Origin of the sequence: Streptomyces olivochromogenes (assembly GCF_021538895.1) — a bacterium.
Lineage (GTDB): Bacteria > Actinomycetota > Actinomycetes > Streptomycetales > Streptomycetaceae > Streptomyces > Streptomyces olivochromogenes_A.
Genome location: NZ_JADDRL010000009.1, coordinates 62,058 through 82,653 on the forward strand (window position 1 = coordinate 62,058; position 20,596 = coordinate 82,653).

The window sequence follows — 20,596 nt, forward strand, 5'->3', positions numbered from 1 at the left end:
CTAGCCGACGGCGGGCAGCAGACCGGTCACCGGCGCGACCAGGTCGGTGACCTGGTGCAGCTCGTTGAGCCGGTTCAGGTCGTTGACGCGGTTCAAGCCGCTCAGCTGCTGGGAGACGCTCGGGAGCTCGTCCCGGTGCTCGGCGGGAATCTCGCTCGCGGCGAGCGAGTCGAGTACGGCCATCGGGCTGATCCTCCCGGTGTCCGATGCGGCCGCCGGAGCCGCGTTCGCCAGCGGTGCGGCGAGGCCCGTGACACCCGCGGCGAGACCGACGGCGGCGACGATACGTCGTGTTGAGATCATGCCTACAGCAACGCACCGGGCCGTCGCGCGGACACGGCCGCCGGGCCCGGCTCACCCGACAGGCTCAGCGGCCGGGCTGCGCTTGCCGAGGCGGCCGGGGCGGAGCACGCTCGTAGATGAGGTCCTCACGGTCTGCTCCCCTTCGGGCCGCGGGCCCTCGATGGAGGTCACCATGGGCACCGCGACAGGCTCCACCTTCGACGCCGAGACCCTGCGCCGGGGCATAGAAGGGAACACCGGCAACACCCTTCTGGCGCTCTACGCGGACGACGCGGAGATCCGCATCATCGACCGCAACACCCAGCCCAGCAACCCCAAGATCCTGCACGGCAGGCCCGCGATCGCGGAGATGCTCGACGACATCTACAGCCGCGACATGACCCACAAGCTGGAGCAGTGCATCGTGCAGGGCGACCACGCCGCCTACAGCGAGTCCTGCGAGTACGAGGACGGCGTCCGGGTCGTCGCCGAGTCGATGATCACGCTGCGCGACGGCAAGATCGCCGAACAGATCATGATCCAGGCATGGGACGAATAGGAAGCAGGGTCGCCAGGGTCCAGGTCACCTCTCGGCTGACCTGGACCTTCTCGGCCCGGGCCGTGCTGGGGCAGGCGCGCCGGGGTCGGCCTCGGCGGCCACGACCAGTGTCCGCAGCAGGTCGGCTAGCGTCCGCCGCTCTTCTTCGGTCAATGCTCCGAGCAAGGCGACCTCAGCCTCTTCCTCCTTCGCCGCGTGCGCTTCGAACGCGGCATGCCCGGCGGCGGTGAGCCGCACCCGTACCCGCCTGCGGTCGCCCGTCTCGTGGGTACGGGTGATCAGCCCGGCCTCCTCGATCGGGCCCAGCCGCGCCGACAGCGCCCCACGGGTCAGCCCGAGCAGGTCGGCCAGTTGCGAGGGGCTCGACTCGTACGGCGGTCCGGTCCTGCGCAGCGTCATCAGCACCTTGAACTGCCAGCGCCTGAGGCCGTCGAGGTCCAGGGTGTCCCGGCGCGTCTGCGCGGCGTGCCGGGACAGGATCGCGAGCCGGGCGACGATCGCCTCCTTCACCGGGTCCAGCCAGTCCAGTTCGCGGGTCCAGACGGCGACGTGCCGGTCGACCGAGTCCTCCATCATCTGCCTCTCACAGTGGTTTTCTTGTGGATGATTTTTTCGCCAACTACCTTGCCGCACATGACTTCCACGTCGAACACCACCCCCACCACCGTCGTCGCCCTCGACCAACTCCTGGCTGCCGTAGGAGAGTTGCGGACCGCCGGACGCTGGGAGCGGGCCTCGCACCTGCTGGCCGCGGCCGCCGGCGGCACGCCCGCCGCCCGGGCGCCCCTGGCCCGCGCCGCCGCCGAAGTCGCCCTGGAACAGGACTGGTTCGCCGGGACGGACAGTGCCGGGGCGCGCATCACGGACGCCGAGAAGGAGTTCCCCGACGGCGACTGGGACGTGGCCTTCCTGCGGCTGCGGCACACCTACGCCGGGCTGCTCGTGGTCGACGGCACGTTGCGTTTCGGTCCCCGGGGCAAGGACCCGCAGGCCCTCACCGCGCTCCGCGACCGGGCGCGGGAGCTCCAGGAGGAGGCCCCGGACGCGGTGCGCCGGGGCTGGGCGGCGATGTACCTCGGGCTCATCACGGACAATCACTTCGCCGACCGCGAGGCCGCCCCGGCCCACTACGCGGCCGCCCTGAAGGCCGGCGAGGACGGCCGCGACGATCTGCTGGCCCGCGAGGCGCTGCGGCACCTCGGCGGCCACGACCACGACGCCGGCGACCACGAAGCGGCCGGGGAGCGCTGGCGCCGGGCCACCGCCCTGGGTGCCCGCGCGGGCACGGTGCCCGGCACGCTCTCCCAGCAGTTGCTGCTGGCGGTGCTGGCCCGCGACACGGGCGACGAGGCCGGCGCCCGAGCACTGGCGACGGAGATCGCCCGCTGGGCGCGGGCCATCGGCGCCGACCGGCTGTGCGCGCAGGCGACCGGCTTCCTGGCGGGGGTGGACCCGACGGCGGGTCCCGAGGACCCCGAGGCCGCCGGGCACATCAAGGACCCCGAGGCCACCGACTGAGCCTCGTACGGCCTCTCGGTAAGGCTGTGCGCGGGCCGTGAACGGCGCTGAGGTGGAGCATGAAGCAGAACCGCTGCCGCACCGCGGGCATCCTCCCGTCACATGGAGCTGGCTACGACCCCGGGCGGCGTCGGCCCGATGACGATCGCCACGCTCCTGGAGCAGACCGTCGACGCCGCCGCCCGGCAGCTCGGCGTGTGATCAGCGCATCCAGGCCCGGTACTCCATGACGGCGCCGGCCCGTACGCCGAACTCGGGGTCGGCCTTGGTGAACGTGTCCTCGATGCCGAGGACGGCGCCGGTGCGCGGCTCCAGGATCAGCATGTGCCGTACGCGCCCGGTGTCGTACACGTACGCATGGCCGGGGCGGCCCAGGCGGTCGGTCACGTCGCCGGCCGGCCGCAGCCCCTCGGCCCGCGCGAACAGCCGGACGAGCGCCGCCGACTCACGGGCGCCGAGGGTCCAGTGGTCGAGGAGTTCCCCGACGGCGTCGAAGAGTTCCTCGGTGCTCAGCGGGGCCGTGCCGCGGTCGACCTGGGGGCGGACGACCTCGGTGAGGTAGGCCCGCAGGCCCGCCGCGGTGTGGGGCGGGGTCCCTTCGGGCGGGGCGTCGTTCCACATCGGCGGGTAGGTGGTCCGGCTGATCACATGGCCGTCCGCCACCTCGTGCGGGTCGTCGCCCTCGTCGGTGAGGACCGGGCGGCCCGGCCTGTTCGGGTCGGTCGCCACGACCAGTTCGGTGTGGGTGGCGTCAGCCCGCCAGCGCACCACCCGCTCCTCGGGAAGCGTGACGGGCTGTTCGTCGTCGCTCATGCTGAGACTCCAGGTCTGCGCGTGCGTGCCCTTGCGCAGGCCCGGTGAGCCGTCGACCGCGGCCGCGTCGGCCAGGGCGACCAACTCCTTCAAGGGTACGGGCTTCGAGTGGGCGTGGACGGCCAACGGGCGCGGCGCCGCGACGGCCCGCTGGGTGCTCGGACCGCCGAGCACGGCGTTGACGGCGACCACGAGCACGACGACGGTGGCGGCGAGACCCCAGACGAACCGGGCACGCGGGGTCCGGCCGGGCAGCGCCGGGAGCAGCCGGACACGCCGCCGCGGGCGGTCCTCGCTCAACAGCCGCCGCAGTCCTTCCTCGGCACGCGGGTCCAGCGGCCCGTCGCCGAGACCGGGGCTGTCGGCCGGCACCGGGTTGGCGCGGCGCAGGAGTTCGAGTTCGTCAGCCATGTCCGTGGTCCTCGCACAGGGTCGCGTCGGCGGAGGCGGGCTCCGGGGCGGGGCGGCCGTCGATCGGTACCCTCACGGCGGGGCGGCCATCGGTCGGCGACGTCACAAGAGACCCGCCATCGACCGGCGACGTCACGGCAGGCCGACCGTCGATCGGCGCCACCCCGGCAGGCCGTATCCGGTCGATCTCGGCCTTCAGCCGGCGCCGGGCCCGGTGCAGGCGCATGGCCGCCGCACGGCTGCCGCAGCCGAGGGCGACCGCGATCTCGTCGACGCCGAGTTCCTCCCAGGCCGTCAGGCGCAGTACCTCCTGGTCCGCCGGAGCGAGCCGGTCGAGCGCGTCGTGCACCCAGGCGCCGGGGATCTCGGCGTCGGGGCTGTCCACGATGTGCCGGCCGTGCGCGGCGTCGTCGTTGCCCAGCCGGTCCACCAGCCGGCGCCGGCGACCGTAGCCGCGTACCGCGTTCGACAGGCAGTTGCGTGCCACGCCGTACAACCAGGGCAGGGGCGAGGACGGCAGGTCGGCCCGGCGCCGCCAGGCGACCGTGAACACCTCCGCCACCACTTCCTCCACCTCGCCGGTCCGCCCGTCCAGTCGCCGCGCGACATAGCGGCTGACCGCCCAGTAGTGCTCGCGATAGGCAGCGGCGAAGATCTCGTCGTTGCTCATGCTTCGTTCGTGTCCGGCACTTGCCGGATCGTCACACCCCCTGCCCGTGATTCTTGTCCCGTCGTCCGAGTGTGACGTGCGGGCCCGCCGCGGACACAGGCGGGGCGTGAAGAGCATCAACCGCAGGGGCGTCGCCCCCAGGATCATCAAGTGGCTGACCACCACGGACCACAAGACGATCGGCACGCTGTATCTGGTCACGGCGTTCGGATTCTTCTGCGTCGGCGGCGTTCTGGCGCTGTTCATGCGCGCCGAACTGGCCCGTCCGGGCCTGCAGATCATGTCGAACGAGCAGTTCAACCAGGCGTTCACGATGCACGGCACGATCATGCTGCTGATGTTCGCGACGCCGCTGTTCGCCGGCTTCGCGAACTGGATCATGCCGCTGCAGATCGGCGCGCCGGACGTCGCCTTCCCCCGGCTGAACATGCTGGCCTACTGGCTCTATCTGCTGGGCTCGCTGATCGCGGTCGGTGGTTTCCTCACGCCGGAGGGCGCGGCCGACTTCGGCTGGTTCGCCTACGCCCCGCTGTCGGACGCGATCCGCACCCCCGGGGTCGGGGCCGACATGTGGATCATGGGTCTGGCCTTCTCCGGCTTCGGCACCATCCTCGGCGCGGTCAACTTCATCACCACGATCATCTGCCTGCGCGCCCCGGGCATGACCATGTTCCGGATGCCGATCTTCGTGTGGAACGTGCTGCTGACCGCGCTGCTCGTCCTGCTGGCGTTCCCGGTCCTCGCGGCCGCGCTGTTCGCCCTGGAAGCGGACCGCAAGTTCGGCGCCCACATCTTCGACGCGGCCAACGGCGGAGCACTGCTGTGGCAGCACCTCTTCTGGTTCTTCGGACACCCGGAGGTCTACATCATCGCCCTGCCGTTCTTCGGCATCATCAGTGAGATCATCCCGGTCTTCAGTCGCAAGCCGATGTTCGGCTACATGGGCCTGGTCGCCGCGACCATCTCGATCGCCGGTCTGTCCGTGACCGTGTGGGCCCACCACATGTACGTCACCGGCGGGGTCCTGCTGCCGTTCTTCTCGTTCATGACCTTCCTGATCGCGGTCCCGACCGGGGTGAAATTCTTCAACTGGATCGGCACCATGTGGAAGGGCTCCCTGTCCTTCGAGACCCCGATGCTGTGGGTCATGGGCTTCCTCGTCACGTTCGTCTTCGGCGGCCTGACCGGTGTCATGCTCGCCTCGCCGCCCATCGACTTCAGCATCTCCGACTCGTACTTCGTGGTGGCCCACTTCCACTACGTCGTCTTCGGCACGGTCGTGTTCGCCATGTTCGCCGGATTCCACTTCTGGTGGCCGAAGTTCACCGGCAAGATGCTCGACGAGCGCCTCGGCAAGATCACCTTCTGGACGCTGTTCATCGGCTTCCACGGCACGTTCCTCGTGCAGCACTGGCTGGGCGCGAACGGAATGCAGCGCCGGATCCCCGACTATCTGGCGGTCGAGGGCCTCACCACGCTCAACACGGTCTCGACGATCTTCTCGTTCCTGCTCGGGTCGTCCCTGCTCCCCTTCTTCTACAACGTCTGGAAGACCGCCAAGTACGGCGAGCGGGTCGAGGTCGACGACCCCTGGGGCTACGGCCGTTCGCTGGAGTGGGCGACCTCCTGCCCGCCTCCGCGCCACAACTTCGCCTCCCTGCCCCGCATCCGCAGCGAGTCCCCGGCGTTCGACCTGCACCACCCGGAGATCGAAGGCCCGCTGCCGGAGCGAGAGCTGACCGCCCGGTGACCGCCATGGGCGACCGTCCGCACGACGTGCGCGTATTCGTGAACGAGATCGAGGGCCATCTGCTCCTCGCGGCCGCCCGCGAGGAGGGCCGCACGGCCGCCACGCGGTTCACCGCCCGACTCGGCTGGCTGACGGACACCCAACGCGACGAGGTGGAGCGGGAGTTCGAGACGGAGTACCTGTCGCTGGCCCGCTCCTCCTGGCAGCGCACGGCCGAGCGCGCCGAGGAGCTGCGCCGCGAGTACGAGGGCAGGTACCGCGCCCTGCGGCAGCGGCTGCTCGCCGGCGTCGCGCTGGGGTGCGCCCTGCTGGCGTCGGCGGGCCTGCTGCTGTACTCGTTCAGCCTGACACCGGGGCGCCAGTGCCTGGTCCGGCCGGTGCATGCCGTGCCGTGCCGGGTCGCCGGGATCCCGTCGGCCCCCAAGGTCGGCGGGATCCCGGCGACCCGGGGTCAGGTGCCGGTCCACTTCTGGTGGACCAACCGGTGTGACGGGTGCGCCAGGCGTGAACCCGGCCCACACGCAGGGCCGTTGATGACGGCGACACCCCGGGCAGGGCGAGCGCTCAGCCTTCCGGTGACCACCCGTCCGGACGCAGGATCCCCAGCAGTTGCCCGACCAGTTCGTCGACCACCTCGTCCAGACTCGCGTCCACCCACCCCGCACTCCAGTCGTGCAGCAGGCCGTTGACGCTGCCGATGAACGCCGCCGCGGCGATCCGGTAGTCACGGGGGGCCGCCTCGCCGCGCGTGGCGGCCGCGTCGGCCTCGGCGCAGATCAGCTCGACCCAGCGGGCGCGACGGGCGAGGCGCTGTTCCTCCAGACGCGGGCTGACGCCGATGATCTCGACGAAGGTGATGCGGACACGGCGCGGGTCGGCGGTGACGTTCCCGGCGTAGGCGCGGAAGATCACGGCGGTGCGTTCGGCGAGCGGCAGCCCGTCCGCGCCGGTGAGGGCCGCCAGTACGGCCTGCTCGGCCCAGTCGTTGACCTGGAGGTGCAGGGCCGCGAGGACGTCCTCCAGGGTGCGGAACTCCTCGTAGAACTGGCGGGTGGACAGGCCCGCGGCCTCGCTGAGGGACGCGACGGTGCTGGCGCGGAAGCCCGGAGTGTCGCCGAAGAGCCCGAGCGCCGCGTCCAGGAAACGCCGACGCCGTTCCGCCTGGCGCTCCTGCGCGGACTTTCCGGCATAACGGCCGGTCGGCGCCCTGAGCCTGCCCGCCACGGTCCCCTCCCGTCCTCAACTCGCCCACCCAGGACCAATTTTGTCGTGTACGCGGTCTTGTGGAGAAGGCCACCCCACCTTACTTTTCAGTAAGTTAACTCTGAATGCGCACGTGTTCAGATTCCTCACCTCCCACACCCCACCCCTGAGGAGAGAGCAGTCATGCCTGCCTTCAGACCCAGGCACCTTTGCTCCGTGGCCGCCGCCCTCGCCCTGACCGTCGCCGCCCCCGCGACCGCCGCCCATGCCGCTACCGACGCCGCCGGTCTGCGCGAGGTGATGTTCGTCGGCAACAACTGGGACGGCACCGCCGACGTCATCAAGTCCTCCGGCGACTTCGCGAAGGTGGGCCGGATCAACGTCATCCCGGACAAGGACGCCCGGATGGCGGCGATCAACGCCGACCCGATCAAGTGGATCTACTTCATGGCCATCCGCAACGGCGTCGGCGAGGGCCACGACCAGTTCGCGGACGACATGTACTCCACGCCGGACGGCAGGTCGGTGGTGGTCTCCCGGCCGAGCTTCGCCGACGTCGTCTCGATCGACCTCGCCAGCGGGAAGATCAACTGGCGTTTCCCGGTGGCCGGTTACCGCTCCGACCACATGGCGGTCTCCCCCGACGGCACCCGGGTCGCGGTGTCCGCCTCGACCGCGAACACCGTGCACGTGCTGGACATCGACACGGGCAAGCAGGTCGGCTCGTTCGCGACCGGGGACAAGCCGCACGAGAACATCTTCACCAAGGACGGCAAGTACATCTGGAACATGGCCATCGGGGACGTCAACACCGCCCTCGACGACCCGATCTGGGACTGGACCAAGGGCGACCGGCACATCACGGTCGTGGACGCGACCACGTACAAGCAGGTCAAGGTCATCGACATGCGGGACCGGCTGAACGCCTTCGGCCTCAAGGACTTCTCCGACGCGGTCCGTCCCGCCGTCTTCTCCCCCGACGAGTCGAAGCTCTACTTCCAGGTGTCGTTCTTCAACGGCTTCCTGGAGTACGACGTCGCCACCGACAAGATCACCCGGATGAAGACCCTGCCGAAGAACCCGGCGACCAGCGAGGACCGCACCACCTGGGTCAACGACTCGCGTCACCACGGGATTTCGATGAACCCGGCGGGCACGAAGCTGTGCGTCGCCGGGACGATGGACGACTACGCCACCGTCGTCGACCGCGCCACCCTCCAGGAGGGTCCGCTGGTCACCGCCTCCAAGCCCTACTGGGCCACGGTCAGCGGTGACGGCAAGGACTGCATCATCTCCGAGAGCGGCGCCGACCAGGTCACCGCCATCGACTTCGCGACCGGGCAGAAGGTCGCGTCCGTCGCCGTCGGCGACCACCCGCAGCGCGTGCGGCTGGGGCACGTGCCTGAGGGCTGGACCGGCCCGTCCTCGGGCTGAGAGTCCGTCGAGCCGGTGCGTCGGCCTCCGGGATCCCTCCCGGAGGCCGACGCGCGGTGTCAGAAGCGCGCCGCCGCCCAGGCGGTGAGCTCGGACCGCGCCGCGCCCAGCAGGTCGGCCGACGGCGCGGTCGCCCCGTTGGTCACCAGCGCGTAGTGCAGGGTGCCGGAGTCCGCGTCCGTGAGCAGCAGGCGCCGGCTGCCCGTGCCGCCCGGCTCCGGGGCCACGCCGACCGGGGTCGAGGCGGTGTACGGCGGGGGCGCGTAGGCCGTGCCGAGGTCGGAGACGACCGTGGTCGCCGCGATCGGGAAGGACGCCGGCAGATGCAGTTCGGTGGGGGCCGTACCGCTGCCCGAGCGCCACACCAGGAGGCCGTACTGGCCGGCGCCGACCAGGCGCGACACGTTCGGCAGGGTGCTGGGCACGGGGTTCCAGGTCAGCGTGGTCGAGCCGTCCCGGGAGCGGTCCTCGTAGGTGAAGGCGGCCGTGGCGCCGGAGGTGGCGGCGGGGTAGATCCGGTCGAGCAGACGGGCGTCCTGGCGGAGCGTCGCCGCACCCGAGTCGTCGAGCCGCACGGCGGACAGGTCCTCGTCGTTCCAGGCGTCGCCGGAGGTGAGCACCTTGCCGGGGTTGTCGTTCATCAACTCGTGGTGGCGGCCGTTGTAGAGGTCCCACTGCCACTGCGAGCCGGACAGGACCGGACCGGAGGCCGCCGGGTTCGACCACCAACTCGCCCCGGGGAGGCGCGAGTCGAGGGCCTGGTACATGGCCTTCAGGACGGTCGGCGCCTTGTCCGAGACGGTGCCGGACAGGGGGTGCCCGTACTCGCTGACCACGGCCGCGGTCCCGGCCGCCGCGGCGCGGTCGCGGATCGCGGCGAAGTCGGTGGCGTACTGGCCGTCGTTCGCCTTGCCCCACATGAGGATGCCGGAGATGGCCTTCTGGTCGTAGAAGTGGGTGTTGAGGACATAGCGCGTGCCGAGCGTGCCCGCGTCGAGCAGCCCGCCCTCCTGCTTCTGGGAGGCGATGTTGGCGTTCCAGAACAGGTTCGGCTCGACGAGCGCGGGCTTGGCCTGCCAGCCCGCCGCGTCCATACGGGCCCGGAACCGCTGGTAGAAGGGCCACAGCAGGTCCCGCTCCCAGGTACGGGAGGTCTGGCCGGACTCATAGGTGCCGGCGTACGGCTCGTTGTAGGGGTCGAAGCCGACGACGCCGGCGAACTCGCTGTCCGTCAGGTGCTGGGCGAGGTAGGCCATCGTCGACTGCGCCGTGGCGAGGAAGGCGTCCTGGAGGCCGTAGGTGTTGTGCCAGAAGTCGTACTGCGCCTTCGTCACGGCCGCGTTCTGGGTGATGTTCTGGCCCCAGAAGAAGCAGATCCCGCACGACTCCTTGGGATAACTCCCCGCGTCCACCGCCCATTCGGGTGCTCCGTCGCCGGTGTACCAGCTGCCCGTGTGGAAGAGATGGCGGGAGTAGAGGTCCTGGTGGAAGTCGGGGTAGACGCGGATGCCGGCGTCGAGGAAGGCCCGCAACTGCTCGGTGGCGGCGGCCAGGTAGGCCGTGTCCACCTGGCCGCGCACGGGCTCGGCCTCGGCCCAGGAGAGCAGGAAGCGGACCGCGTTGCCGCCGCCGAGGGCGCGCAGCGCGGCAGCCGACCTTCGCGCGTCGGCGACCGAGGCGAAGGGCAGGCCGCCGTTCTCGGCCAGCTTGGTCTCACCGGAGACGTTGTAGCCGCGCAGCACGACCTCGCGGCCCTGGCCGTCGACGAAGCGGCCGTCGTGGACCGTGAGGGGGGTGCCGTCGAACCAGAGGGAGTCGGACGGGGTGGCGGCGGTGGCGGGCGAGGTGCCCGCCACCGTCAGGAATCCGCTGAGGACGACGGTGACAACGAAGACGACGATCAGACGCGCCCGCATGTTCGGCATGTCCATTACATTCCGGCGGGATCAGGGCACCGTCAATCCTTCTGACTCATGAGTAAGTTGAGTCTCGGTCACCGCTCGGCCCTCACCCCCCGGCCCTTACCCGCCGACTCTCTTCGTCACGTTCAACAGGTACTCCTTGCGGTTCAGCGGGTTGTGGTCGGTGCGCGGCCGCCGAGGGACCGCGCCCCGGGTGACCGGCGCGTAGTGGTCGAAGGCGCTCTCCAGCTCGCCCTCGCCCCGGGTCAGCCCCGGCAGCCGCTGCTCCAGCTCGTGCACCCGGGCGGCCGGCACCGCACCCTCCAGGACAGCGGCCGCGCCGTGCGTGGCGGTGGTCTGCGGCACCGCTCCCAGCCGGGCCAGCACCGGCAGCAGGGCGCCCAGCGTGTCCGCCGGGGCCTGAAGGCGGAAGCGGTGCATCGGCTCGTACACCCGGGTGCCTGCCCGGCGCAGCGCCTCGACCAGGACCAGCGGGGTCAGTCCGCGGAAGTCCGCCCCGGTGCTCGACATGCTCTTGTCGAAGCCCTGGTGGGCGTGGCTCTGCCGGGGCGAGTAGCCGGAGTGGGTCATGGTGACCGTGCAGTCGGTGACCTGCCAGCCGTGCAGCCCCTGGCCGAGCGTCTCGCGCACGGTGTCCTCGACGGCCTTGAAGAAGGCGTACGGCATGGACCCCAGCTCCACCTCCAGCCGGAAGTCCGTCCCCGAGCCGACCGGTGCCGCCTCGACGCGCAGGCCGACCGTCGCCAGGAACGGGTTGGCGTCCTTCTTGTTGAACTCGACGGCCGCCCCCGTCCCGACCGGGCGCTCCACGCAGATGGTCGTGGTCGCGCGGAAACCGACGTCGAGGCCGTACTCGTCGGCGAGGGTGGCCTGGACGACCTCCTTCTGCACTTCGCCGTAGAGGGAGACGGAGGTCTCCCGCCGCACCTCGTCGTGGCGCACGTCGATGAGCGGGTCCTGTTCGGCCAGCTGGGTGAGCGCGACGTGCAGCGACCGCCGGTCCACGCCCGGCCCGGGGACGACGACCGTCTCCAGGGTCGGCGGCGCGAAGTGGTGCTCGTACACCGTCCGGCGTTCACCGATCGCGTCGCCGATCCGGACGCCGCCCAGGCCCCACAGCCTGCCGATCCGGCCCGCGGGGACCTCGTCCTCCCGGACGTCCGTGCCGTGGTCGAAGACGCTGACCGCGGTGATCTTGCCCTCCTCGCGGCCGTCACCGAAGGGGATCCGGTCGCGGGCGCGGAGGGTGCCGGAGAAGACGCGCGCGTAGGCGATCCTCTCCCCCGCCGGGCCCCGCTCGACCTTGAACACCGTGGCGGACAGCGGCCCCGCGGGGTCGCCGTCGGCGACGGGCAGCAGTTCCTCGATGCCCGTGACGAGCTCGGGCACGCCGGCGCCGGTGACGGCGGAGCCGAAGTACACCGGATGGACCAGCGCCTGCCGGGTGCGGGTGGCGAGGGCGGCGCGCAGGAGGTCGTACGAGACGGTGTCCTCGACGTACGCGGCGAGCAGTTCCTCGTCGTGCTCGGCGAGGACGTCGAGGGCGGCCGGGCCGAGCCCGGGGACGAAGCGGGCGTCGCGGGTGCCGAGCCCGGCCGCGGTGCCCATCGGCACCATCGACCGCGTCAGGCGCCGGGCCAGCGCGTCGAGGACCGCCTCGTCCCGTGCGCCGCGCCGGTCGATCTTGTTGACGAAGACCAGCGTCGGGATGCGCAGCCGGCGCAGGGTCCGCATCAGGACCCGGGTCTGCGCCTGGACGCCCTCGACGGCCGAGACGACCAGGACCGCGCCGTCGAGCACGCCGAGGACCCGCTCCACCTCGGCGATGAAGTCGGGGTGACCGGGGGTGTCGATCAGGTTGACGGTGACGCAGTCGAGCGGGAACGAGACGACGGCGGACTTGATGGTGATGCCGCGCTGCCGTTCCAGCGCGAGGGTGTCGGTCCGGGTGTTCCCGTCGTCGACGCTGCCGAGCTCGTCGATGACTCCGGCCGTGTGCAGCAGCCGTTCGGTCAGGCTGGTCTTACCGGCGTCTACGTGCGCGAGGATTCCGAGATTGAGCAGATGCACTGAGCGCGATGTCCTTCGGCATGGGCGGGATTCCTTCCTGGGTGGACATGCACGCAGCTCGCATCGTCGGTCCTCTCGGTGTGCCGTCGGGTCGCCAGAAGTGCAGCAGGGCCGGGCCCCCGACGGCAATGCATTAACGCTCAACAAAACCCGGTCGCAGCACTCGCCGCCCCCAGGGCCCGGCCATAGAGTGACCTACATCACGTTCGATGGCCGGATTCCCCCGCCATCCCCTTACTCCTGCCCGCACGGTCTGGAGGGCACATGACCCACATCAAGGTGAACGTGGACGGCACGACGTACGAGGACGACGTGGAACCACGTCTCCTCCTCGCCCACTACCTGCGCGACCGCCTCGGCCTCACCGGCACCCCGATCGGCTGCGACACCTCGAACTGCGGGGCCTGCACCGTCGACCTGGACGGGGCGACCGTCAAGAGCTGCTCGGTGCTGGCGGTGCAGGCGGACGGGAGCGACGTGACCACCGTGCAGGGGCTGGCCCGGGACGGCGAATGGACGGCGCTCCAGCGCGCCTTCCACGAGCGGCACGGTCTGCAGTGCGGCTACTGCACCCCCGGGATGATCATGGCGGCGCGCGATCTGCTGCGCGAGAACCCGCATCCCACGCCCGGCGAGGTCCGGCAGGCCCTGGAGGGCAACCTCTGCCGCTGCACGGGCTACCAGAACATCGTCCGCGCGGTGCTCGCCGCCTCCGGCGAGACGCTCGCGCAGGAGGTCGCCGAGGAGGTCACGGCATGACCGATCAGGCCGTCGAACGCGAGGTCGGACGCTCCCGGCTGCGCAAGGAGGACGCCCGGCTGATCACCGGACAGACCAACTGGACCGACAACATCCAGGTCGCCGGCCTGCTGCACCTGGCCATCCTGCGCAGCCCGATGGCCCACGCCCGCATCGAGCGGATCGACGTCTCCCCCGCCCTCGAACGCCCCGGTGTCGTGGCCGCGTTCAGCGGCGCCGACCTGGCCGAGGGACTGGGTTCGCTGCCCTGCGCCTGGCCGGTCACCGAGGACATCGTGCTGCCCGACCACCCGCCGGTCGCCGTCGACGAGGTCCGCTACGCCGGCGACCCGGTGGCGGTCGTCGTGGCCCGCGACCGGTACGCGGCCGCCGACGCGCTGGAGGCGATCGAGGTCGACTACGACCCGCTGCCCCCGGTACTCGACCTGGAGGCCGCGCTCGCCGAGGACGCCCCGCTGGTCCACGCGGACAAGGGCACCAACCGCTGCTACACCTGGCCGCTGGCCACCGGCGAGAGCTTCGAGTCGGTCCGGCAGCGCGCCGAGGTGATCGTCAAGCGCCGCTACCACCAGCAGCGGCTCATCCCGAACGCCATGGAACCGCGCGCGGTCGTCGTCACCCCGCTGGCCGCCTCCGGTGAGTACACGGTGTACTCCTCGACCCAGATCCCGCACATCCTGCGGATCATGCTCTCGGTGGTCACCGGGGTCCCCGAGCACAAGCTCCGGGTGATCGCACCGGACGTGGGCGGCGGCTTCGGCTCGAAGCTCCAGGTCTACGGCGAGGAGGCGCTCGCGCTCGCCGTCGCGCGCCGGATCGGCCGGCCGGTCAAGTGGACCGAGTCCCGCTCCGAGGGCTACCTCGCGACCCATCACGGCCGCGGCATGATCCAGGACGTCGAGGTCGCCGCCACCCGCGAGGGCAGGCTCCTCGGCCTGAAGGTGGACCTGATCGCCGACATGGGCGCCTACCTGATGCTCGTCACCCCGGGCATCCCGATCCTCGGCGCCTTCATGTACCCGGCGATCTACAAGATGGACGCCTACGACTTCACCTGCACCGGCGTCTTCACCACCCGTACCCCCACCGACGCCTACCGCGGCGCCGGACGCCCCGAGGCGACGTTCGCCATCGAGCGGATCATGGACGAGCTGGCCGTGGAACTCGGCCTGGACCCGGTCGAGGTGCGGCGCCGCAACTGGATCCGGCACGAGGAGTTCCCGTACACCTCCGTCGCCGGGCTGACCTACGACACCGGCAACTACGAGGCGGCCACCGAGAAGGCCCTCGCCCTGTTCGGGTACGACGACCTGCGCGCCGAACAGCACAAGCGCAACGAGCGCGGCGACCCCGTACGCCTCGGCATCGGCGTGTCGACGTACACGGAGATGTGCGGCCTGGCGCCGAGCCGGGTGCTGCGCGACCTGCGGTACGCGGCCGGCGGCTGGGAGGCGGCGAGCATCCGCATGCTGCCCACCGGCAAGGTCGAGGTCGTCACCGGCACCAGCCCGCACGGGCAGAGCCATGTGACCTGCTGGAGCCAGATCGCGGCCGACGTGCTCGGCGTGCCCTTCGAGGACGTCGAGGTGCTGCACGGCGACACCAAGGCGGCCCCGCAGGGCATGGACACCTACGGATCCCGGTCGCTGGTGGTCGGCGGGTCGGCCGTGCACCGGGCCGCGGAGAAGGTGGTGGAGAAGGCCCGCAAGGTCGCCGCGCACCTGCTGGAGGCCAGCGCGCAGGACCTGGAGTTCACGGGCGGCGTGTTCTCCGTGAAGGGCTCCCCGGAGGCGCGCAAGTCGATCCAGGAGGTCGCCTTCGAGACGTTCTCCTCGCACGACCTGCCCGACGGGATGGAACCCACCATCAACGCCGAGCACCTGGTCGACCCGGAGAACTTCTCCTACCCCCACGGCACCCATCTGTGCGCGGTCGAGGTCGACACCGAGACCGGGCGGACGAGCATCCGCTCGTACGTCTGCGTCGACGACGTCGGCCGGGTCGTCAACCCGATGATCGTCGAGGGGCAGGTGCACGGCGGGCTCGCCCAGGGCATCGCGCAGGCGCTGTACGAGGAGGCCGTGTACGACGACGAGGGCAACCTCGTCTCCGGCACCATGGCCGACTACCTCGTGCCGTCCGCCGCCGACCTGCCGGACTTCGTGACCGACCGGACGGAGACGCCCGCGGCCTCCAACCCCCTCGGGGTCAAGGGGGTCGGCGAGGCGGGGACCATCGCGTCGACGCCCGCCGTGGTCAACGCCGTCGTGGACGCGCTCCGGCCGCTGGGCGTGCACGACGTACGGATGCCGTGCACACCGGAACGGGTGTGGCGGGCCGTTCGCTCTGCCACGGCCGGAGAGGAGGCCTCGCCATGATTCCTCCCGCATTCGACTACGCACGTCCCGAGAGCGTCGAGGAGGCGGTGCGCGCGCTCGCCCAGGCGGGCGAGGAGGCGAAGGTACTGGCCGGCGGGCAGAGCCTGCTGCCGCTGCTGCGCCTGCGGCTGGCCTTCCCGGAACTCGTCGTGGACGTCGGCCGGATCCCACAGCTGCGCGGGGTCCGCGAGGACGGCGACTCGCTCGTCATCGGCGCGATGACCACGCACCACGACGTGATCCGCGACCCGCTGGTGCGCCGGCACGCCGGTCTGCTGGCCCAGGCCACGGCCACCGTCGCCGATCCGGCCGTACGGCACCGGGGCACCCTCGGCGGCTCGCTCGCGCACGCCGACCCGGCCGGCGACCTGCCCGCGGTGGTGCTGGCGCTGGACGCCGAACTGGTCGCCGCCGGACCGGCCGGACGGCGCACGATCCCGGCCCGGGAGTTCTTCCTCGACTACCTCCAGTCGGCGCTCTCGCCCGACGAACTCCTGGTGGAGGTGCGCGTCCCGAAGACGGACGGTTGGAGCTTCCACTACGAGAAGTTCCACCGGGTCGCCCAGGCCTGGGCGATCGTCGGGGTCGCGGCGCTGGTGCGGCGTGAGAACGGGCAGATCGTCGAGGCACGCGTCGGACTGACCAACATGGGCGCGACCCCGCTGCGCGCGGCGGCGGCCGAACAGGCGCTCACCGGCGCCGGGGACCCGCAGGCCGTGGCCCGGGCCGCCGAGGCGGCGGCCGAGGGCACCCGGCCCGCGCAGGACGTGTCGGCCTCGCCCGAGTACCGGGGACACCTCGCGCGGGTGCTGACCCGGCGGGCCGTGCTGACCGCCACCGGAATGGGGTGAGCGCCGATCACCCGGATGGACGACCCGGAGCAGGTGCGCGCCCGCCTGGAGGCGACGGGCTATCTCGTCGACGAAGGGCTGGCCGTCACCTGCTTCCTGGCCCTGCAGCTGCACCGGCCGCTCTTCTGCGAGGGCGACGCGGGCGTGGGCAAGACCGCGCTCGCCTCCGCCCTCGCCAAGGCGCTCGACGCGCCGCTGATCCGGTTGCAGTGCCACGAGGGCATCGACGCCTCGCAGGCCCTGTACGACTGGGACTTCCCGCGTCAGCTACTGCATCTGAGGGCCGCCGAGGCGGCCGGGGTCAGGGACGCCGACCGGCTGGAGAGCGAGCTGTACGACCAACGCTTCCTCGTCGCCCGGCCGCTGCTGCGGGCGCTGCAGACGCAGCCGTCGGTGCTGCTGGTCGACGAGATCGACCGTGCCGACGACGAGTTCGAGGCGTTCCTGCTGGAGCTGCTGTCCGAGTACTCCGTCACGATCCCGGAGCTCGGCACGCTGCGGGCCGAGCGGCCGCCGGTGGTCGTGCTCACCTCGAACCGGACCCGGGAGGTGCACGACGCGCTGAAGCGGCGCTGCCTGTACCACTGGTTCGACCATCCCGGGTTCGCCCGCGAACTGGCGATCGTGCGGCGCCGGCTGCCCGAGGTGTCGGCCCGGCTGGCCGAGCAGGTCACCGCGCTGGTGCAGACGCTGCGGAGCGCGGATCTGCTCAAGCCGCCCGGTGTGGCGGAGACGATCGACTGGGCCCAGGCCCTGGACGCGCTGGGGGCGAACGAGGTGGACGCCGAACTGGCCGTCGCGACGCTCGGCTCGGTACTGAAGTACCGCGAGGACACCGAGCGCGCCCGGGGCCTCGACCTCGCCGCGGTCCTGGCGTCCCGGGGGACGTGACGGGACGTGACTGGACATGACTGGAATGGATACGGCGGGACACGGGCCGGGCGGAACGCCGGGGGCGGGATCCGCGGCGGGCGGGCCGACGGGCGCGGTGCGCGAGGAGGGCGGCTCGGCGGGCGTCGTACGCGAGGCGGGTGAGGGTTTGGGGGCGGACGCCGTGCTGCTCGGGTTCGTGCGTGCGGTGCGGGCCGCGGGGGTCGATGCGAGCGCCGAGCGGGTGTACGCGTTCCTGCGGGCCGTGGAGGTGCTGCGGCCCGGGCTGCGGGCGGACGTGTACTGGGCCGGGCGGGCGACGCTGTGCGGTGGGCACGACGATCTGGAGCGGTACGAGCGGGTGTTCGCGGCGTACTTCGGCACCCACGACGAGCCCGCCCGGCCGATGGCGCGCGCCGCTCCCGCGCCCCGGCCCCGGCTCGTCCTGCGGGACGCGCCGCCCGGTCCCCGCGCCCCCGGCGGCGGCGAGCCCTCCGGCCCGCCCACGGCCACCCTCGCCAGCTCCGCCGAGGTACTGCGCCACCGCGACGTGGCCGAGCTGAGCGCCGCCGAACGCGCCCAGCTCAACCGGCTGCTCGCCGCGTTCGCGCTGCACGGCCGGACCCGGCGCTCGGCCCGGCGGCGGCCCGCCCGGCGCGGGGACGTCGATCCGCGCCGCACCGTCCGCGCGCTGCTGCGACGCGGCGGGGAGCCGGCCCGGCCGCACCGGCACGCGCGCGTGGAGCGGCCCCGCCGGGTCGTCCTGCTCGTCGACGTGAGCGGCTCGATGGCGCCGTACGCCGACGCACTGCTGCGGTTCGCGCACGCGGCGGTCCGCGGCGGCCGCACGGAGGTGTTCACCATCGGCACCCGGCTGACCCGGGTGACCCGCGAACTCTCGCACCGCGACCCCGACCTGGCGATGGCGGCCCTGGCGGCGGCCGTGCCCGACTGGCGCGGCGGCACCCGGCTGGGCGAACTGCTGCGCGAGTTCCTCAACCGCTGGGGGCAGCGCGGACTGGCCCGCGGCGCGGTCGTCGTCCTGCTGTCGGACGGCTGGGAGCGTGGCGATCCGGAGCTGCTCGCGGCGCAGATGCGACGCTTGCACGGGCTGGCGCACCGGGTGGTCTGGGCCAACCCGCGCAAGGCACGCCCCGGCTACGCACCCCTGGCCGCCGGGATGGCGGCGGCGCTGCCCAGCGTGGACGACTTCGTCGAGGGGCACAGCCTGCTGGCGCTGGAGCGGCTCGCCCAGGTGGTGCGCGGCACGGCGGGATCCGGCACGACGGTGCCCGGGGCCCGTCGGAGAGGAGTGGATCGTGCGTGACATTCTGCCGGCGCTGGAGCGCTGGTACGCGGCCCGGATCCCGTTCGGCCTCGCCACGGTCGTCGCGGTCAGCCGCAGCGCGCCCCGCGGCCCCGGGGCCGCGATGGCGGTGGGTCCCGAGGACGAGGTCGTGGGGAGCGTGTCCGGGGGCTGTGTGGAGGGGGCGGTGTTCGAGCTCGCTCAGGAGGTCGTGGCGAGCGGCGAGCCACGGCTGGAGACCTTCGGGTACAGCGACGAGGACGCGTTCGCGGTCGGGCTGACCTGCGGCGGCGAGATCACCCTGCTGGTACGGCCCGTGACCCCCGCGTCGGACCCGGCGTTCAGCGAGGTCGCGGCGTCGGTCGCCGCGGGTGAGCCGGTGACCGTGGCCACGGTGGTGGACGGGCCGGCGCCGCGCGGGGCCACGCTGGCCGTGTGGCCGCGGACGGTCACCGGCACGCTGGGCGCGACCGGGCTCGACGCGGCGGTCACCGCGGACGCGCGCGGCGAACTCGCCCTCGGCGCCACGGGCCTGAGGCACTACGGGCCGCACGGGGAGCGGCGCGAGGACGCCGTCACCGTGTTCCTGCAGTCCTTCGCGCCCCCGCCGCGCATGCTGGTCTTCGGCGCGATCGACTACGCGGCCGCGGTGGCCCGCATCGGCGACTTCCTCGGCTACCGGGTCACCGTGTGCGATGCCCGCCCGGTCTTCGCCACGCCCAAACGCTTCCCGGCGGCCGTTGAGGTCGTCGTCGACTGGCCGCACCGCTATCTGAGCGGCACGGACACCGACGAGCGCACGGTGATCTGCGTCCTGACCCACGACCCGAAGTTCGACGTGCCGCTGCTTCAGGAGGCGCTGCGCCGGCCGGCCGCCTACATCGGGGCGATGGGCAGCCGGCGCACCCACGACGAACGCCGCAAACGCCTGGCCGACGCCGGGCTCACGGAGGCCGAACTGTCCCGGCTGCGCTCCCCGCTGGGCCTCGACCTCGGGGCCCGTACGCCCGAGGAGGTCGCCGTGTCCGTCGCCGCCGAGATCGTCGCGCTGCGGTGGGGCGGCAGCGGCGTGCCCCTGACCGCGACCGCCGGGGCCATCCACCCGCCGGGTGCCGTCTGACTACGAGGAGGAAGTCATGGAGCTGCACCACGAGTTCACCGTCCCCGTCCCGGTCGACGACGCCTGGCACGCGCTCCTCGACATCGAGCGCGTGGCGCCGTGTCTGCCCGGGGCGTCGGTGGAGGAGTACGACGGCAAGACCGTGACCGGTTCGGTGAAGGTCAAGGTCGGCCCGGTCACCGTGACCTACCGGGGTACCGCGGTCTTCGAGGAGCAGGACGGGACGGCGCACCGGATGGTGCTGGTGGCGAGCGGCCGGGAGACACGGGGCCAGGGCACCGCCCGGGCCACGGTCACCGGCGAGCTGAGCGAGCGCGACGGCGGTACGGCGGTGTCCGTACGGACCGATCTGACCGTGACCGGGCGTCCCGCGCAGTTCGGGCGCGGTGTGCTGGCGGAGGTCGGCGACCGGCTGGTGGGCCAGTTCGCGGCGTGCCTGGCCGAGCGGCTGAGCGAGCGGGAGCGGGCCACGGACGGGACGACGGAACCGTCCGCCCCGGCCGGGCCGGAGACGGAACCCGAGCCGCTCGACCTCTTCCGGACGGCCGGGGTGCCGGTCGCCAAGCGGGCGGCGGGCGTGCTGGCGGCGGTGGCCGTGGCGGCCGTGGTCGTCGAGGGCGTACGACGCCGGCGGCGCTCCCACCGCCCGGCGACGCGCCGCCGCTGACCGAGCCCCTGAC

General features: G+C 72.2%; 17 protein-coding genes and 1 pseudogene. 11 read left to right on the forward strand and 7 right to left on the reverse strand.

What is annotated here, in order from left to right:
- Entirely contained in the window at window positions 1-303 is a 303-nt protein-coding gene (locus tag IPZ69_RS06630; protein ID WP_235453051.1) for a hypothetical protein, read from the reverse strand.
- Window positions 304-475: 172 nt separating this feature from the next.
- Here IPZ69_RS06630 and IPZ69_RS06635 point away from each other — a divergent pair, with 172 nt between their 5' ends.
- Window positions 476-841, forward strand: coding sequence for a nuclear transport factor 2 family protein (locus IPZ69_RS06635; protein ID WP_235453052.1), 366 nt, complete (start codon window positions 476-478; stop codon window positions 839-841).
- A gap of 24 nt (window positions 842-865) precedes the next feature.
- On the opposite strand, the gene IPZ69_RS06640 is transcribed toward IPZ69_RS06635, so the two are convergent.
- Window positions 866-1,417, reverse strand: coding sequence for a MarR family winged helix-turn-helix transcriptional regulator (locus tag IPZ69_RS06640; protein ID WP_235453053.1), 552 nt, complete (start codon window positions 1,415-1,417; stop codon window positions 866-868).
- 57 nt (window positions 1,418-1,474) lie between these two features.
- On the opposite strand from IPZ69_RS06640, the gene IPZ69_RS06645 reads away from it, so the two are divergent.
- On the forward strand, window positions 1,475-2,359 hold the full coding sequence (locus tag IPZ69_RS06645; protein ID WP_235453054.1) for a hypothetical protein: 885 nt from the start codon (window positions 1,475-1,477) through the stop codon (window positions 2,357-2,359).
- Between the two features lie 201 nt (window positions 2,360-2,560).
- On the opposite strand, the gene IPZ69_RS06655 is transcribed toward IPZ69_RS06645, so the two are convergent.
- Both IPZ69_RS06655 and IPZ69_RS06660 read right to left on the reverse strand, forming a co-directional pair.
- Window positions 2,561-3,583 (reverse strand): CU044_5270 family protein, encoded by a 1,023-nt coding sequence (locus IPZ69_RS06655; protein WP_235453055.1) that lies wholly within the window; start codon window positions 3,581-3,583, stop codon window positions 2,561-2,563.
- Between the two features lie 157 nt (window positions 3,584-3,740).
- A pseudogene (locus IPZ69_RS06660) lies at window positions 3,741-4,253 on the reverse strand (RNA polymerase sigma factor); the annotation flags it as partial.
- A gap of 106 nt (window positions 4,254-4,359) precedes the next feature.
- Between IPZ69_RS06660 and ctaD the strand changes: the two are divergent.
- Window positions 4,360-6,003, forward strand: a complete 1,644-nt coding sequence (ctaD, locus tag IPZ69_RS06665) for an aa3-type cytochrome oxidase subunit I (protein WP_235453057.1) — start codon at window positions 4,360-4,362, stop codon at window positions 6,001-6,003.
- A gap of 564 nt (window positions 6,004-6,567) precedes the next feature.
- On the opposite strand, the gene IPZ69_RS06675 is transcribed toward ctaD, so the two are convergent.
- A complete protein-coding gene (locus tag IPZ69_RS06675; protein ID WP_235453058.1) occupies window positions 6,568-7,227 on the reverse strand; it encodes a TetR/AcrR family transcriptional regulator in 660 nt (219 codons plus the stop codon).
- A 162-nt stretch (window positions 7,228-7,389) separates the two neighbouring features.
- Here IPZ69_RS06675 and IPZ69_RS06680 point away from each other — a divergent pair, with 162 nt between their 5' ends.
- Complete coding sequence (locus tag IPZ69_RS06680; RefSeq protein WP_235453059.1) at window positions 7,390-8,640, forward strand: YncE family protein; 1,251 nt, start codon at window positions 7,390-7,392, stop codon at window positions 8,638-8,640.
- A gap of 59 nt (window positions 8,641-8,699) precedes the next feature.
- On the opposite strand, the gene IPZ69_RS06685 is transcribed toward IPZ69_RS06680, so the two are convergent.
- Window positions 8,700-10,571, reverse strand: coding sequence for a cellulase family glycosylhydrolase (locus IPZ69_RS06685; protein WP_235453060.1), 1,872 nt, complete (start codon window positions 10,569-10,571; stop codon window positions 8,700-8,702).
- Between the two features lie 90 nt (window positions 10,572-10,661).
- On the reverse strand, window positions 10,662-12,632 hold the full coding sequence (locus IPZ69_RS06690) for an elongation factor G (protein WP_235453061.1): 1,971 nt from the start codon (window positions 12,630-12,632) through the stop codon (window positions 10,662-10,664).
- A gap of 264 nt (window positions 12,633-12,896) precedes the next feature.
- Here IPZ69_RS06690 and IPZ69_RS06695 point away from each other — a divergent pair, with 264 nt between their 5' ends.
- Genes IPZ69_RS06695 through IPZ69_RS06725 form a run of 7 tightly spaced genes read left to right on the forward strand, consistent with a single transcriptional unit; the run spans window position 12,897 to window position 20,583 of the window.
- On the forward strand, window positions 12,897-13,391 hold the full coding sequence (locus tag IPZ69_RS06695; RefSeq protein WP_235453062.1) for a (2Fe-2S)-binding protein: 495 nt from the start codon (window positions 12,897-12,899) through the stop codon (window positions 13,389-13,391).
- Complete coding sequence (locus IPZ69_RS06700) at window positions 13,388-15,769, forward strand: xanthine dehydrogenase family protein molybdopterin-binding subunit (protein WP_235453063.1); 2,382 nt, start codon at window positions 13,388-13,390, stop codon at window positions 15,767-15,769. The genes IPZ69_RS06695 and IPZ69_RS06700 overlap by 4 nt, the downstream gene beginning before the upstream one ends.
- Window positions 15,766-16,620: an FAD binding domain-containing protein gene (locus IPZ69_RS06705; RefSeq protein ID WP_235453064.1), complete on the forward strand. Its 855-nt coding sequence runs from the start codon at window positions 15,766-15,768 to the stop codon at window positions 16,618-16,620. Before IPZ69_RS06700 ends, IPZ69_RS06705 begins: the two co-directional genes overlap by 4 nt.
- A gap of 15 nt (window positions 16,621-16,635) precedes the next feature.
- Entirely contained in the window at window positions 16,636-17,511 is an 876-nt protein-coding gene (locus tag IPZ69_RS06710; protein ID WP_235453065.1) for an AAA family ATPase, read from the forward strand.
- A gap of 16 nt (window positions 17,512-17,527) precedes the next feature.
- Window positions 17,528-18,817 carry a vWA domain-containing protein gene (locus IPZ69_RS06715; protein WP_235453066.1) on the forward strand — a complete coding sequence of 430 codons (1,290 nt, stop codon included), beginning with the start codon at window positions 17,528-17,530 and terminating at the stop codon, window positions 18,815-18,817.
- Window positions 18,810-19,916: an XdhC family protein gene (locus IPZ69_RS06720; RefSeq protein WP_235453067.1), complete on the forward strand. Its 1,107-nt coding sequence runs from the start codon at window positions 18,810-18,812 to the stop codon at window positions 19,914-19,916. The genes IPZ69_RS06715 and IPZ69_RS06720 overlap by 8 nt, the downstream gene beginning before the upstream one ends.
- Before the next feature lie 16 nt (window positions 19,917-19,932).
- A complete protein-coding gene (locus IPZ69_RS06725) occupies window positions 19,933-20,583 on the forward strand; it encodes an SRPBCC family protein (RefSeq protein ID WP_235453068.1) in 651 nt (216 codons plus the stop codon).
- Window positions 20,584-20,596: the final 13 nt, after the last annotated feature.